Source organism: Nocardia sp. NPDC050435 (genome assembly GCF_040655395.1).
Lineage (GTDB): Bacteria > Actinomycetota > Actinomycetes > Mycobacteriales > Mycobacteriaceae > Nocardia.
In genome coordinates this window covers 428,355-441,872 of the sequence record NZ_JBFAJW010000002.1, presented here as the reverse complement: position 1 = coordinate 441,872, position 13,518 = coordinate 428,355, and the positions used below count along the sequence as shown (strand labels likewise).

Below are 13,518 nucleotides of genomic sequence, written 5' to 3'. Positions count from 1 at the left end.
AGGCCCCTTGCGGTCGCTGCGGGCAGCAAGCACTACACGGCCTTCCCTTATCGATCCACGCGGGACGGGCCCGCGTTACGGCAGCCAGCTCACGTGGCCGTGCAGGAATGTGTACCCGATATAGGCCACCGTGTCGATCGTGGCGTGCGCGAGGACCAAGGGCCAGAGCCGATCTGTGCGCTGCCAGAACCGGGCGAAGATCACACCCATCACCAGATTGCCGACTCCGCCACCGAGGCCCTGATACAGGTGATAGCTACCGCGTAGCAGAGCGGAGGCGAGCAGGGATCGGTTCGCGGTCCAGCCGAGTTGCCGCAACCTGGTCAGCAGGTAGCCGACCACCAGGACTTCCTCGGCCACCGCGTTCGCGCACGCCGCCAGCACGAGCACCGGCAACCGCCACCAGTGCTCGCCGAGCGAGGCGGGCACGATCGTCACGCTCATGCCGAGCGCGTGCGCGGTCAAATACAGTCCCAGCCCGGGGATTCCGATCAACGCGGCCAGCCCGAGCCCGGGCAGCACGTCCTGGCGCCAGCGGATCCGGCGCGCCAGCCCGATCGCGCGCGGCCCGATCCCGCTGCGCCACAGCAGATACAGCCCGAGCGCCGCCCAGGCCAGCAGCCGCAGCACCCCGAGCAGCTGAAACAGCAGGTCCAGCATCGATTGCGCGGAGCGCGACGGGTTCAGCTTCATCGTCTGCCCGCCGACCCCGCCGGGCGAGAGCGCGCTCTCCACCAGCGACAGCGCCGCGCTCATCCCGCTGAGCCCGAAGGTGACGAGCAGCACCACCACGATCTCGAGGCGTATCCCGCGGCGGTCCCGCTCGGTCAACTCGATCTCGGAACCGTCGGCTCCCGACTCAGCGCGCATGCCTCGAATCTATTGCCCCCGCGCCCGCGTTGGTCAGATGCGGCGGATGCCGTTCAGGAACGGGCAGCCCGCCAGGGTGCGCACCGCGCGGCTGAGCGACTCGATGTCGTCGGCCGGGGCGTTGAACGGCAGGCGGAAATCGTGGTCGCCGTCGTGGCCTTCGATGCGCAGGGTCAGGCCGTAGCGGTCGATGGCGAGCGGGTGCACGGCGCCGGTGCGCAGGCGCGGCGGCAGGTGCCGGGCGAGCTGGGCGATGATGTCGGCGTGGTCCTCCTCGAGGTGCTGCAGCCACGCGGATTCCATACCGCAGAACGGATCCGGTCGCGCCAGGCGCAGCTGTTCCACACATACCGATTCCGCGCCGGTGGCGTCGGCCATGACCGCCGATTCGAGCACCAGGCGCAGCAGGGTCGCGGTGTGGCCGACATCGAGCAGATCCGGATGCGGGTGCTCCTTGGCGACCTCGGTCGCCAGCGCGCGCTGGGCCTGCAGCGGCACCGACCGCACCGATCCGCGCAGCCAGACCAGCGAACGCACCGGCTCGCGCAGCGGCAACGGGGCGTGATCGGTCAACTCCAGGACCGCCGCCGAGGCTCCGGCGCGGGCATTGCCGACCAGCACCGCGGCGACCGAGGCCGAGGGCACGGCGAGCACCACATCACCGCATTCGCGCAGGTAGTGGACCGCCGTCGGGGTGGGATCGACGCCGGGTAGGGCGAGCACGGCCTGCTCGGCATGGGCACACGCGCTGCGGACCCGCTCAGCGGTCGTCGGCGCGATGGTCGATGTCGGCATGCGTACCTCCAGGGAGCAGGCGGCGGAATTAGGTAAACCTAAGCTAAGTCACGGAGATCACTTCCGCAACCTCTAGCCGGTAACTCTTTTCTGGGACGCGACCGGGGAACGCTTGGCCCACACGGGTTTCAGCGCCCCACGCCCGTTCCGGCGGCCTGTACCCGCACAATCCACCCGCCTCGCCCGCCCCGCCGCGCCCCCGCGCCCTGGCAGTCCGGCCCGGGCGGTGCTGGGCGGGGTCACGGTCGGGCTGGTCACCGTCGGCGCGGTGGTGCCGTTCGCCGCAGACTCCGCCCACGGATGATCCACCGCGCCGCCCGCAGTCTGGGTCCGGCGGCTTCGTCCCGGGATGATCCACCACGCGGCCCGCGGTCTTCGCCCCAGACAATTCGCCGCGCCGCGCCCAGCGGTCTCGGTCGGCGGCCTTCGCCGTCGACAGCCCGCCGCGCCGCGCCCTGGCAGTCCGGCCCGCGGCCTCCACCGGACAGTTCACCCGCGACGTGTCCTGGCGACTGGGTCGGCGTCTCCGCATTCGACAGTTCGCCCGCGCCCTGTCCTGGCGGCACCGGCGTGGGTGACCGCATTCGGGGTCCGCGTGGTCGGGCCCAGGTCGATCTGGGTGCGGCGGGCCGGCGGGTACCGCGGAGGATGGTCGGGCCAGGTTGAACTGGGTGTGGCGGTCCGGCGGGTGCTGCGGGGGCGGTTGCACCCGGCGGGCGGCCGGGGGTTTGCCGGAGTTACGGTGGCCGGGTGGGTGATGCGAACGAGCCGGTGCTGGTGGCGTTGACCGCGCCCGCGCGAAGGAGTCTGGTCGAGGGCTTGGTGCGGGCCATCGGGGTGGGGGGCGGCGCCGCGGTGATCGATGTCGATGTGCCCGACGCCGAGCTGGCCGATTTCCTGGCCGGGGCGGCGCACGCCCAGGGCGGGTTCGTGGCGCGGACGGCGCACGGTGAGCGCGCTGTCGCCGTGGTCGCGGCTACGGTGGCGGCGCTGTGCGGGGAGGACATTCGCGCGGCGCTGGAGCGGCCGGACATCGCGTTTCTGACCGCGCTGAAACCGCCTGCCGTGGAGGCCGCGCGAGGCGTGTTGCTGGCTGTGGAAACGGATTCCGTCGACGAGGTCCGGCGCGCGCTCACCATTCTTGCCCCGAATTAGCCCGCGATCCCGGAGCCTGCTCTCCGGACGCAAGTAATCTCGTAAGCGTGCCGCGCATCGCCTACTTCGGTCCCTCCGGGACGTTCACCGAGATGGCTCTGGCCAAGCTCGAATCCTCCGGCGCCTTCGACGAGGCGGTGGAGCGCGTCGCCGCGCCCAGTCAGGGGGCCGCGCTGGAATTGATCCGCGCGGGGCAGGTGGACGGCGCGGTGGTGCCGATCGAGAGCTCGGTCGAGGGGTCGATCTCGGCGACACTCGATTCCTTGGCGATCGGCCCGCGGCTACAGATCGTCGCCGAAACCGAACTCGAGGTCACCTTCACGATCCTGAGCCGTTCCGGCACCAGGCTGAGCGACGTGCGCACGCTCGCCGCCTACCCGGTGGCCGCGGCCCAGGTGCGCGAATGGGTCGCCCGGGAACTGCCCGGCGCCGAGCTGTATACCTCGGCCTCGAACGCGGCGGCCGCCGAAGACGTGGCGGCCGGCCACGCCGACGCCGCCGTGTCCACGGCGCTGGCGGGCGAGCGGCTCGGGCTCGAGGTGCTCGCCGCGGGCGTCGCCGATCACGAGCAGGCCATCACCCGTTTCGTGCTGGTCACCCCGCCCTGCGTGGCGCCGCCCGCGACGGGCGCCGATCGCACCTCGATCGTGCTGGAGCTGGCCAACGAGCCCGGCGCGCTGATGCGCGCGTTCGGCGAGTTCTCCATCCGCGGCATCGATCTGACCCGCATCGAATCCCGGCCCACCCGAACCAGTTTCGGCACCTACCGGTTCTACCTGGACTGCGTGGGCCACCTCGACGACGCCGCGGTCGCCGAAGCGCTCAAGGCGCTGCACCGCACCGCGCGGATCCGCTTCCTCGGTTCCTGGCCGGCGACCTCGGCCACCGGGACCCCGCCGCCCGCGGACGAACCGGCGGCGGAATGGCTGACGCAGTTGCGAAAGGGGGTGGCGGACCGGTGAGCGGAAAGCTGATTCTGGTTCGGCACGGCGAAACCGAAGGCAATGTCGCCAAGATCCTGGATACTCGCGTCCCGGGTCTGCCACTGACCGAACGCGGTGTGGCACAGGCGAAGACGTTCGGCGCGCACCTAGCGGCGCCACCGCTGGCGCTGTTCAGCTCGGCCGCCCTGCGCGCCAGACAGACCGCGAGCTACATCGCGGCGGCCACCGGCAGCGCCGCGCAGGTGCTCGAGGGCGTGCACGAGGTCCAGGTCGGGGAGTTGGAGGGGCGGCACGACAGCCCTTCGCACGAACGGTTTCTCGACGTCTACCACGCCTGGCACGAGGGGGAGCTGAGTCTGCGCGTTCCGGGCGGCGAATCCGGTCACGAGGTTCTGGAACGGTTCGTCCCGATCCTGGGGGAGTTGCGCACGCGGTTCCTGTCCGGCGAGTCGTCCGGTGATGTGCTGCTCGTGAACCACGGTGCCGCCATGCGTTTGATCGGCCGCACGCTGGCCGGTGTCGTGCCGCCGTTCAGCACCAACAACCATCTGGACAACACCGAGACCATCGAATTGGTCCCGCGCGCCGACGGTGGCTGGGAGTGCACCCGCTGGGGCCGCTTCACCCCGCCGTTCGGCTTCAAGGCCGCACCCACCCAGGACGACCCCATGGGCTAGGCCCGGACGCACTTCACCCCGCCGCAGCGGGCTGCGACGGGGTGAATGTCGATGGTGCTACTGAACTTTGGCGTTCGGCGGGAAATCCGCCCGCTCCGGCAGCGAGTTCATCAGATCGAGCAGGGCCTGGCGCAGCCGGGCGTTGCCGCCGCCGCTGATCGAGGACCACTTGGTGCCGTCCTCGGCGAGCGAGGCGGTGATGAGAAAACGGCCGTTGCGCGTGTTGAAGACGGCGATGTGGCTGTCGGCGATATCGCGGGTGCCGTCACCGTAGACCACGGCCGAAATCTGTGCGTGCGAATGGATTTCGACCAGCGCCGAGGCGAGGACCTGCGCATCCCGGTTGGGGGTGCAGACCTTCGCCAGCCGGTTGGCTGTCGCCGCCGCGTCGCCCGTGTCACCGAAAATTGGTGCGAGCAGCTCGGTTTGGGCGTTCATGCCGGTCAGTTCGAGCGGCTCGGCGACGCCGAGGGCCGCGATGATCGGACCGGGCAGGTCGTCGTCGACTGTGCTGAGGACGTAGGAATCCGCGCCGCGCAGGGCGAGAACCACCAGGTCATCGCCCTTGGCGAGACACAGCCGGCTGATCGCGCCGGCGACCACCAGCCGCAGCGACAGCACCCAGTGCGGCCGATACAGCGTGCGCAGCCTGTCTTCGAGTTCGCCGTGCACCGCCCGGTCGACCAGCAACTGCCGGTCGCCGAGCGACTGGGCGGCCACGGCCATCGCCGCGTCGTGAGCTGCCTCGTCGTCGTATCGACCCATGGCTTGCAGCACCACGGGCATCTCGTCGAGCTGCAGATCCTCCATCAGGAACTGCATCTCGTCGAGCGACAGCACGACGCTCCCGAGCGTTGACGGACCGCGGCCCGCCCCCAGAATCGTCACTTATTCGACGCCCCGGTGCTGCCGCCGATGACGCCGTCGGCGATGAAGCGACCGTCGGTGAACTGATCTTCCTGCAGATCGATGGCCGACTTGCGCTCCTGCTCCTCGTCCTCGCTGTCCGCCGTACGCGTCGGCGTCAGCGGGCTGTTCAGCGTGGAGGCCGGACGGGTGGTGGCCGTCTCCGCGCGCAGGCCGCCGGTGCCGGTGGGCATACCGAAGCCGCCGCCGACGGTGGCCGGGGTGCCCCAGCCGGAGGGCAGCTGCACCGTGGTGGCGCCGACGGTGGCCGCGGTGGTGATGGCGGCGGCGGGCGCGGCGACCGCGGCGGGCGCCACGGCAGCGGCGGCCGGTGCGACCGCGGCGGTAGCCGGCGCGGTGGCCGCGGAGATGGCGGCGCCGGCCAGGTTGGTGCCGGTGCCGACGGCCGTACTGGCCACGGAGCCGGCGACATTCGCGATCTGGCTGGCCGCGCCGCCCGCGTTCTGCAGTGCGGTGGAGACGGCGCTGAGCACCATGCCGACCGGATCGGCCGAACCCGCGCCCTCGGCGATGTGCGGCGGATCGCTGAACTCGCTGGGGCTCGCGACCTGGGCGGTGGTGGCGGCCTCGTAGGTCTCCATCACCAGGGCGGCGCGCACGTCCATGGCGTGCTTGGCGAGCTCGGCGGCCTCGAAGGCGCCCGAGACCGCACCCGGCGGGTTGGCCGAGGCCACGACCGCGGCGTTGGTGGCGACGATTTCCGGCAGACTCGGCATCGCCAGCGAGGCCACCGTGTAGGCGGTCGCGTTGGCGGCGGTCTTGGCGCTCATCGCCGCGGCCTGCACGGCCTGCTGCTCGGCCCAGCCGGTGAACCCGGTGAGCTTGCTGATCGCGCTGAGACCGTTGACGCCCTGCATGCCGAAGCCGAGCTCGGCCATCACGCGGGTGGTGGTCGCCGTGGCCTCGGTCCAGACGGCGGTGAGCGCGCCCCAGGCGGTGGACGCCGCCGAGATCGGGACGGCGTGGGCGCCCGCGTTGAGCGCGATGGAATTGGCCTCGGCCATACGGGGCAGCCAGAACACCCCGGTGATACCTGCAACCATGACTATTTCTCCCCTGTATTCAGTACTGCGAAGCTGGTGAACCCGTGGTTCAGACGATGGTGTTCATGACGGCGCTCATCAGGCCCGCCTTGGCCGTATCTTCGGAGATGTGGCCGGCGAGCTGGGCGCGCAGCACGTTGGCGGCGTGGTGCAGCTCGAGAACACCCTGGGCGACCACGCGGTCGTGCGAGCTCGCACCCTGGTTGAAGTGATTGGCGGCCAGCAGCGAAACCTCTTCGGCGCCGGAGGGGATGACATGTGTGGCCGGTGCGGTGAGCGCCCCGGCGGCGGCGAGCCGATCGGCGAGCAGATCCAGCTCGGCGGCGGCGGCGAGAACGGCTTCGGGTGTGATGTTTACCAGGCCAACCATGACTCGACTCCTTCTAGTGGCGGCAAATGGGCGGAACCACGAGAATTCCCCCTTCGAGTGATAGGACGCGATAGCGCTGCGATCGGTTCCATCGAATCCCCTACTTCTTTCAGCGATCTTGCCCAGCTCTTAATGAACCCGCAAGCTCGGACAAGATTATCCCCATCCCAGCTCATGCAGCCGGTCTTCGTCAATCCCGAAATAGTGCGCGATCTCATGGATCACGGTGACCGCCACCTCGTGCACGACCTGCTCCTCATCGGCGCAGATGCCGAGAATCGCGTCCCGGTAGATCGTCACCGTGTCGGGCAGCGCGCCGCCGTACTGGCTGTCCATCCGGTCGGTGAGCGCAATCCCCTGATAGAGACCCAGCAGATCCGGATCTTCCGGATTGCGAGCCTCGATCAGCACGACCACGTTGTCGATGCCGCGGGCCAGCTCCGGGGGGATCTGATCGAGCGCGTCGCCGACCAATTCCTCGAAACGCCGCTCGGACATGAAAACCGCCATCGAACGCGCCTTACCGGGGCTGCGGCTGCGGCGGCAGCGGGGCGGCGCCGGGCAGTGGCGCCGGGGTCGAGCGGCCCGAATTCGGCGGCGGCACCGGCGCCTGGCCGTTGATCAGGATCTCCCCCCGGGCCGAACCCTGGATCGGCGCGAAGCCCTCGCGGTCGGTGCCCTTGCCGATCATGCAATCCAGTTTGCGGCTGCCGGCCAGCCAGCTGCGCGCGTCGATGTAGTCGAAGAACAGCGTCAGCGTCTTGTTGCGGATCGCGTCGGGGGCGCCGAGATATTCGGTGGAGGTGCGGGCGCATTCCTCCTCGACGAACTTGTCCTGCTCCTCCTTGGCGGGCGGCGGGCCCTGGAACCGCGCGGCCAGATCGACGGTGGACACGATCTCGACCGCGTGCGCCTGCGCGCAATCCACCGGATCGGTCGGCAGGTTCTGGTTGATGCCCAGGCAGGTGCCGGCCTCGAAGACCTTGGACTGGTCGTGCTCGACCGCGGTGCCGGTGGAGGCGAGCGGGGTGCCGGTGCTGCCGGAGAACTGCAGACCACAGCGCAGCGTGCGATCGCCGTGCTTCCAGCCGTCGGGGCTCGGATACATCAGGCCGACCACGTAGCGGCCGCGCGGATCGAACTTCCCCTGCATGTACTGCTGCACCGCGGGCACGCAGTGCTCTTCCTTCAGCTCGGTCAGCCGCAGCGAATCCGGGAAACGGGAGCCGGAACCGAATTCCACGCCGGGGTACTTGCTCATGTCGATATCCGAGGCGACCTCGAACAGGTGCTTGCTGTCGCAGGCGACCTTGACCAGGTCGGACCGGTCGGGCTTGGTCCAGCTCAGGCAATCGCCGGCGGACGCCGTGCCGAACTCCTTGTCCAGCACCGTCTCCGCCGGGGCGCCGGGATTGTGCGCCTCGAGGCCGTTCTCGTTGTCGAAGCCGGTGATGAACAGGCCGATCAGCGAGGCGACGACGGCGCCCGCTGCCGTCGCGAGCAGCACCCAGCGCAGCGTCGGCGCGGGCAGCGCCACCTTGCCGCCGGAGAGCACCTTTCGGTCGATGATCAGCTGATCCCGCAGCGCCTCGGCGCGCGACGACGCCCCCGAGGGGCGCTCGGAGTCGGGGTAGTCGGTGTGCGCATCGTCTTCGGACATCGCGGTCCATCATGGCAGTGTCGGCGCGCCTGTGCCACGACCCGGTCGCGCCGCGCGGCCGGTTTCGCGAGCTCAGCCGCGCAGGGCGGACAGGAAGATACCGGGCAGCCGGGCCGGATTGGCCCCGGCGTAGAACTCGGTGAGTTTGCGTCCGGTCGCGGCCGCGGTGGTGTTGCCGACGAACCACGGCGGCTTGGGAGTCAGCGAGAGTTCGCCGTGCAGCAGCGCCCGCGGCGCCGGGCGGAACGGGCCGTGCACCACGGTGCGTTCCACATCGGCCAGCAGGAACGCGTTGTGCACCACGCCGATTCCGCTCTGCACGTCCTCGAGCGTGTGGCCCGGGAACGCGCCCCAGGAGGCGCGCGGCGTCAGGAAGGCCAGACCGGTCCAGGCGTTCACGGCGATCGTGCCGTAGCGCAGGCGTTCCAGGGCGCGGTCGAAGGCGATGCCGAGGCGGTGGATGGCGCCCGGCTGCGCCAGCACGTTCGCGCCCAGCGTCCCGGCCAGTTCGTCGTTCGCGAAATCGACGGCGCGTGCGAGGAATTCGCCGCCGGAGCCCGGCAACTCGACCACGCCCAGGACCGGAGCGAAGTACTCGGTGCGCAGCAGCGGTGTCTCGGTGGCCGGCAGCCGGTCGATCAGTACCCGGCCCTGGCCGAGCCGTTCGGCGTCGGCGTAGGAGTCGAGCGCGCTCGCGACGCGGGCCGCGCTGCCGGGGTAGTAGGGCGTGCGCTGCGGCGCCAGCTCGAGCGCGGCACGCAGCTCGTTCAGGAACTTGTGTTTGAGCGGCCAGTCGGCGGCGAGCACGACGACCTGGGTCGCGACGCAGTTGTAGCCGCCGTTGTGCAGCCGCTGGGTGGCGATGTGCTCGGCCTGGAACTGCAGGTCGGCGTCGGACCAGTCGCCGGGCACCACGATCGTCGGCGAGACGCCGCCGAGTTCGCTGGTGATCGGCTTGTCGAGCAGCTTCTTCCCGCGTGTGCCGGTGCCCCAGACGATCGCGTCGTGGGTGTTCGCGCTCCCGGTCATGTGTACGTGCGCGACCTCGCCGTGCCGCACCAGATAGTCGCCCGCCTCGGCCCCGCCCACCAGAACGCGCAGCACCCCGAGCTCCAGCAGCGGCGCGAAGATCATCTCGAACACCGTGAACAGCGGGTCGGTGATCGGGTTCAGCTTCAACGCCACGACCCGGTTGTGCGCGTACAGCTCGTAGAGGGTGTCGAGCGCGGGGATCGAGGTGATGTTGCCCGCGCCGAGCACCGCGCCGATGCCGCCGGTGGCGGTGGGGTCGAGCTGGGCCAGGCCCGCGTGCCGGCGGGCGGTGTCGGCGTCCACGCCGGGCCGCAACCAGACCTCGCCGCGAAAACCGCTGAGCAGCAGGCGGTCGTAGCGGTCGTGCGGCAGAATCGGCACCGCGACCCGGTCGCCCGGGGCGGTCCCCAGCCGCACGCCGTCGAGCGGGCTGCGCCCGGCCTCCAGTGCGGTCATGGTCGCCGACAGCGCCGCGGTGGCCTGCAGCAGGGCCAGCGGACCCGAGATCCACTCCTCGCCGACCAGCGGCGAGGCCGCGTCCAGGTCTTTGATCTCGCGGGCCGCGCGCACCCAGTCCTCGGCGAAGCGGCCGGTGCGCTGATGGATGGTGTCGAGCAGTTCGCGGCGCCGGCGCAGCGAGGTCTGGGCCCAGACCTTCTCGCCCGCGGCCAGGTCGGACAGCGCGTTGTCGATGGTCGTTTCGTCGAAAGTCGTACCCACAGGCCAACTATGCGCGTACCGCATGATCAACTGGCCGGAACTGGACATATCGGTCCGAACCGGCCGCCGGATATCCAGGTGAACCCGCGATATCCCGGCGACTAGGCTGATTGCCCATGATCGACCTCCGACTCCTGCGGGAAGACCCCGAAGCGGTCCGCGCCTCGCAGCGCGCCCGCGGTGAAGACCCGGCCCTCGTCGACGCACTGCTGGCAGCCGACGTGGCCCGCCGTTCCGCCATCGCCACCGCCGACACCCTGCGCGCCGAGCACAAGGCGATGGGCAAGGTGATCGGCAAGGCGTCCAAGGAGGAGCGGCCCGCCCTGCTCGCGCAGGCGACCGAGATGTCGGCCAAGGTCAAGGAGGCCGAGGCCGCCCAGGCCGCCGCCGAGGCCGAACTCGACACCGCGCACCGCGCCCTGTCCAACGTGGTGCAGGACGGCGCGCCCGCCGGCGGCGAGGACGATTACGTCGTGCTGGAAACGGTCGGCGCGCCGACCGAATTCGACTTCGAGCCCAAGGACCACCTGGAACTCGGCGAGTCGCTGGGCCTGATCGACATGGAGCGCGGCGCGAAGGTGTCGGGCTCGCGCTTCTACTTCCTCACCGGCTACGGCGCGCTGCTGCAGCTGGGCATGCTGCAACTGGCGGCCCAGAAGGCGGTGGCCAACGGCTTCACCATGATGATCCCGCCGGTGCTGGTGCGCCCGGAGATCATGGCGGGCACCGGCTTCCTCGGCCAGCACGCCGACGAGGTCTATCACCTGCCGGATCAGGATCTGTACCTGGTCGGCACCTCGGAGGTGCCGCTGGCCGGCTACCACTCGGACGAGATCCTGGATCTGTCCGAGGGCCCGAAGCGGTACGCGGGCTGGTCGTCGTGCTTCCGCAGCGAGGCCGGCAGCTACGGCAAGGACACCCGCGGCATCATCCGCGTGCACCAGTTCGACAAGGTGGAGATGTTCGTCTACACCACCCCCGAGCAGGCCGACGAGGAGCATCAGCGGCTGCTGGCGTGGGAGCGCGAGATGCTCGCGGCTGTCGAGGTGCCTTATCGCATCATCGACACCGCGGCGGGCGATCTGGGCAGCTCGGCGGCGCGCAAATTCGACTGCGAGGCCTGGGTTCCCACCCAGGCGGCCTACCGCGAACTGTCCTCGACCTCGAACTGCACCACCTTCCAGGCCCGTCGCCTGGCCGTGCGCTATCGCGACGAAAATGGAAAACCGCAGATCGCGGCCACTTTGAACGGCACACTGGCGACCACCCGGTGGATCGTGGCGATCCTGGAGAACCACCAGCAGGCCGACGGCTCGGTGCGCGTCCCCGAGGCGCTGGTGCCCTTCGTCGGCACCGCGGTGCTCACCCCGCCGAAAGTTTCCAGCCGGTAAATAGCCGGTGGTTCGCCGGAGCTGATTCCCCTGTTGTGGCAACTGCCGAGAATCATTGCCTCTACGCTGTTCCCCGTGCGAGGAATCGGGGCGCGCGGCGATACCCGAACCCGGGTGCGGGCGGCATCGGCGCTGGCGACAGCAATGGTTATGGCTCGGACCACCGGGGCGTTCTACGTCATGGGTGGTGTGCTGGGCTTGGTGATCACCGCCATCGCCCCGGGTTCGGAAGGTAATCGACCGCTGGTCGGCACGGCGGCAGCGATCGCGCTGGCGCTGGGCCTGACGTTGCTGGCGTGGGGTCCGCGATTACCCCACGGGATCCATCACGCCTATGTCGCGATAGCGACGGTGCTGGTGACGATCGCGGTGCATTCGTTCCCGAACACCGTCGGCGCGATCAGTCTCGCGGCCTTCTATGTCTTCGTGGCCTGTGACGCGGCGCTGTTCTTCCGGTGGAGTCAGGCCGCCGCGCACATCGCCTTCGCGGTGTTGATGTGCCTGTGGGTGCTGCCGACCCGGGATCTGCCGTGGTGGTCGGGCCTGATTCCGGCGGGCGTCACCTTCGGCGTCGGCGTGGTCGTCGGCATCCTGACCAGGATGGCGTCGGAGGCCGATATCGACGTGCTCACCGGGCTGCACAACCGGCGCGGTTTCGATCGCGCGCTGAACTCGGCGATCGAGCTGGCCACCCGTACCGGCCAGGGGCTCTCGCTGGTCCTGGTGGACCTGGACCGCTTCCAGAAGATCAACGACCACCTCGGGCACCGCGCCGGTGACGCGGTGCTGCAGCGGGTCGCCGACACCTGGTCGGCGCTGCTGCAGCCGGAGCAGGTGCTGGCCCGCTACGGCGGCGACGCGTTCGCGCTGTTGTTGCCGAACACCACCGAGCAGGCCGCGATCCTGCTCACCGAGCAGTTGCGGGCGGCGGTCACCACCGGCTGTTCCGCGGGCGTGACGTCCTGGCAGCCGGGCGAATCCGGTTCGCTGCTGGTCTCGCGCGCCGATGTCGGGCTGTACCGGGCCAAGCAGGCCGGGCGCAATCGGACCGTGCTGGAGTCGTCCCGGCAGTTGCCGCTGGCGGTGGAGTTGCGCGAGGCCATCGATCGCGGCGCGCTGGACGTGCACTACCAGCCGATCGTCAGCCTGAGCGAGGGCGGCGGGAAAGCGGTCGGCGTGGAGGCGCTGCTGCGCTGGTCCTCCAATGCCCAGCCGGACGTGACGACCGAGGGGCTGATCCGGGTCGCCGAGGAATACGACCTGATCGCCGATCTGGACGAGCTGGTGCTGCGCCGCGCCTGCGCGGACGCCGCACGGCTGCAGGAGACCTTCACCCAGCTGGACCTGACACTGAACGTGAACGTCAGCGGGCTGGAGCTGGCCGAAAGCGGTTACGCCGACCGGGTTTCCGGGATCCTCGCCAGCACCGGATGGCCCGCCGATCAGCTCGTGCTGGAGGTCACCGAGAGCGAGCTGGCCGCGGAATCCCAGACCGCCATCGCCAATCTGCACACCCTGCGCGACCGGGGCGTGCGGATCGCGATCGACGATTTCGGCACCGGCTATTCCTCGCTGAGCCGCCTGGCGACCCTGCCCAGCGACATCCTCAAGGTCGACCAATCCTTCGTCGCCGCAATCCGTTCCGATTCGCCCGCGCCGCCGCTGCTGGGCGTGATCGCGGCGCTGAGTTCCGCGCTGGATCTGCAGGTGATCGCCGAGGGCGTGGAGACCGAGTACCAGGCGGCGGTGCTCACCGAGCTGGGTTTCGCGCTCGCGCAGGGGTATCACTACAGCGATTCGCATCCGGTGGCCGAGCTGATCAGCGATCTGAACGAGGGCCAGGGCCGGGTCGGTCCGATGACCGACGACGACCCCATGGCCTCGACGAACGGCTGGTTGCCGCTCGGGTGAGCGGCCCCCGGCCGAAGCGCTTG

13 protein-coding genes are annotated in these 13,518 nt (G+C 70.1%); 5 read left to right on the top strand and 8 right to left on the bottom strand.

The window, feature by feature from the left end:
• Window positions 1-75: 75 nt before the first annotated feature.
• Together AB0I43_RS06405 and AB0I43_RS06400 are read right to left on the bottom strand one after the other, a co-directional pair.
• Window positions 76-870 carry a CPBP family intramembrane glutamic endopeptidase gene (locus AB0I43_RS06405; protein WP_356971826.1) on the bottom strand — a complete coding sequence of 265 codons (795 nt, stop codon included), beginning with the start codon at window positions 868-870 and terminating at the stop codon, window positions 76-78.
• Between the two features lie 33 nt (window positions 871-903).
• Entirely contained in the window at window positions 904-1,665 is a 762-nt protein-coding gene (locus tag AB0I43_RS06400) for a DUF2470 domain-containing protein (protein ID WP_356971825.1), read from the bottom strand.
• 750 nt (window positions 1,666-2,415) lie between these two features.
• Between AB0I43_RS06400 and AB0I43_RS06395 the strand changes: the two genes are divergently transcribed.
• Genes AB0I43_RS06395 through AB0I43_RS06385 form a run of 3 tightly spaced genes read left to right on the top strand, consistent with a single transcriptional unit; the run spans window position 2,416 to window position 4,441 of the window.
• On the top strand, window positions 2,416-2,820 hold the full coding sequence (locus AB0I43_RS06395) for a hypothetical protein (protein WP_356971823.1): 405 nt from the start codon (window positions 2,416-2,418) through the stop codon (window positions 2,818-2,820).
• A 47-nt stretch (window positions 2,821-2,867) separates the two neighbouring features.
• Window positions 2,868-3,782, top strand: coding sequence for a prephenate dehydratase (gene pheA, locus AB0I43_RS06390; protein WP_356971821.1), 915 nt, complete (start codon window positions 2,868-2,870; stop codon window positions 3,780-3,782).
• Window positions 3,779-4,441, top strand: coding sequence for a histidine phosphatase family protein (locus tag AB0I43_RS06385; protein ID WP_356971819.1), 663 nt, complete (start codon window positions 3,779-3,781; stop codon window positions 4,439-4,441). Before pheA ends, AB0I43_RS06385 begins: the two co-directional genes overlap by 4 nt.
• Window positions 4,442-4,498: 57 nt before the next feature.
• Here the strand turns inward: AB0I43_RS06385 and AB0I43_RS06380 are convergent, their stop codons facing one another.
• The 6 genes from AB0I43_RS06380 to AB0I43_RS06355 all read right to left on the bottom strand — a co-directional run bounded on the left by AB0I43_RS06380 (window position 4,499) and on the right by AB0I43_RS06355 (window position 10,217).
• Entirely contained in the window at window positions 4,499-5,281 is a 783-nt protein-coding gene (locus AB0I43_RS06380; RefSeq protein ID WP_356971817.1) for an ESX secretion-associated protein EspG, read from the bottom strand.
• Between the two features lie 44 nt (window positions 5,282-5,325).
• Window positions 5,326-6,411, bottom strand: a complete 1,086-nt coding sequence (locus tag AB0I43_RS06375; protein ID WP_356971816.1) for a PPE family protein — start codon at window positions 6,409-6,411, stop codon at window positions 5,326-5,328.
• A 49-nt stretch (window positions 6,412-6,460) separates the two neighbouring features.
• Window positions 6,461-6,781 (bottom strand): PE family protein, encoded by a 321-nt coding sequence (locus tag AB0I43_RS06370; protein WP_356971814.1) that lies wholly within the window; start codon window positions 6,779-6,781, stop codon window positions 6,461-6,463.
• A 156-nt stretch (window positions 6,782-6,937) separates the two neighbouring features.
• A complete protein-coding gene (locus tag AB0I43_RS06365; RefSeq protein ID WP_356971812.1) occupies window positions 6,938-7,291 on the bottom strand; it encodes a metallopeptidase family protein in 354 nt (117 codons plus the stop codon).
• A gap of 10 nt (window positions 7,292-7,301) precedes the next feature.
• Window positions 7,302-8,441, bottom strand: coding sequence for a septum formation family protein (locus AB0I43_RS06360; protein WP_356971811.1), 1,140 nt, complete (start codon window positions 8,439-8,441; stop codon window positions 7,302-7,304).
• Between the two features lie 72 nt (window positions 8,442-8,513).
• A complete protein-coding gene (locus tag AB0I43_RS06355) occupies window positions 8,514-10,217 on the bottom strand; it encodes an aldehyde dehydrogenase family protein (RefSeq protein WP_356972244.1) in 1,704 nt (567 codons plus the stop codon).
• A 92-nt stretch (window positions 10,218-10,309) separates the two neighbouring features.
• Between AB0I43_RS06355 and serS the strand changes: the two genes are divergently transcribed.
• Both serS and AB0I43_RS06345 read left to right on the top strand, forming a co-directional pair.
• The gene (gene serS, locus AB0I43_RS06350; protein ID WP_356971810.1) at window positions 10,310-11,584 is read left to right on the top strand and encodes a serine--tRNA ligase; all 1,275 of its coding nucleotides are present in this window, start codon (window positions 10,310-10,312) and stop codon (window positions 11,582-11,584) included.
• A 150-nt stretch (window positions 11,585-11,734) separates the two neighbouring features.
• A complete protein-coding gene (locus AB0I43_RS06345; RefSeq protein ID WP_356971808.1) occupies window positions 11,735-13,495 on the top strand; it encodes an EAL domain-containing protein in 1,761 nt (586 codons plus the stop codon).
• Window positions 13,496-13,518: the final 23 nt, after the last annotated feature.

Coding starts and splice junctions, on each gene's coding strand:
- serS (WP_356971810.1), top strand. CDS start 10,310: ATGATCGACCTCCGACTCCTGCGGGAAGACCCCGAAGCGGTCCGCGCC.
- AB0I43_RS06375 (WP_356971816.1), bottom strand. CDS start 6,411: ATGGTTGCAGGTATCACCGGGGTGTTCTGGCTGCCCCGTATGGCCGAG.
- AB0I43_RS06355 (WP_356972244.1), bottom strand. CDS start 10,217: ATGCGGTACGCGCATAGTTGGCCTGTGGGTACGACTTTCGACGAAACG.
- AB0I43_RS06345 (WP_356971808.1), top strand. CDS start 11,735: ATGGCTCGGACCACCGGGGCGTTCTACGTCATGGGTGGTGTGCTGGGC.
- AB0I43_RS06365 (WP_356971812.1), bottom strand. CDS start 7,291: ATGGCGGTTTTCATGTCCGAGCGGCGTTTCGAGGAATTGGTCGGCGAC.
- AB0I43_RS06400 (WP_356971825.1), bottom strand. CDS start 1,665: ATGCCGACATCGACCATCGCGCCGACGACCGCTGAGCGGGTCCGCAGC.
- AB0I43_RS06370 (WP_356971814.1), bottom strand. CDS start 6,781: ATGGTTGGCCTGGTAAACATCACACCCGAAGCCGTTCTCGCCGCCGCC.
- AB0I43_RS06360 (WP_356971811.1), bottom strand. CDS start 8,441: ATGTCCGAAGACGATGCGCACACCGACTACCCCGACTCCGAGCGCCCC.
- AB0I43_RS06405 (WP_356971826.1), bottom strand. CDS start 870: ATGCGCGCTGAGTCGGGAGCCGACGGTTCCGAGATCGAGTTGACCGAG.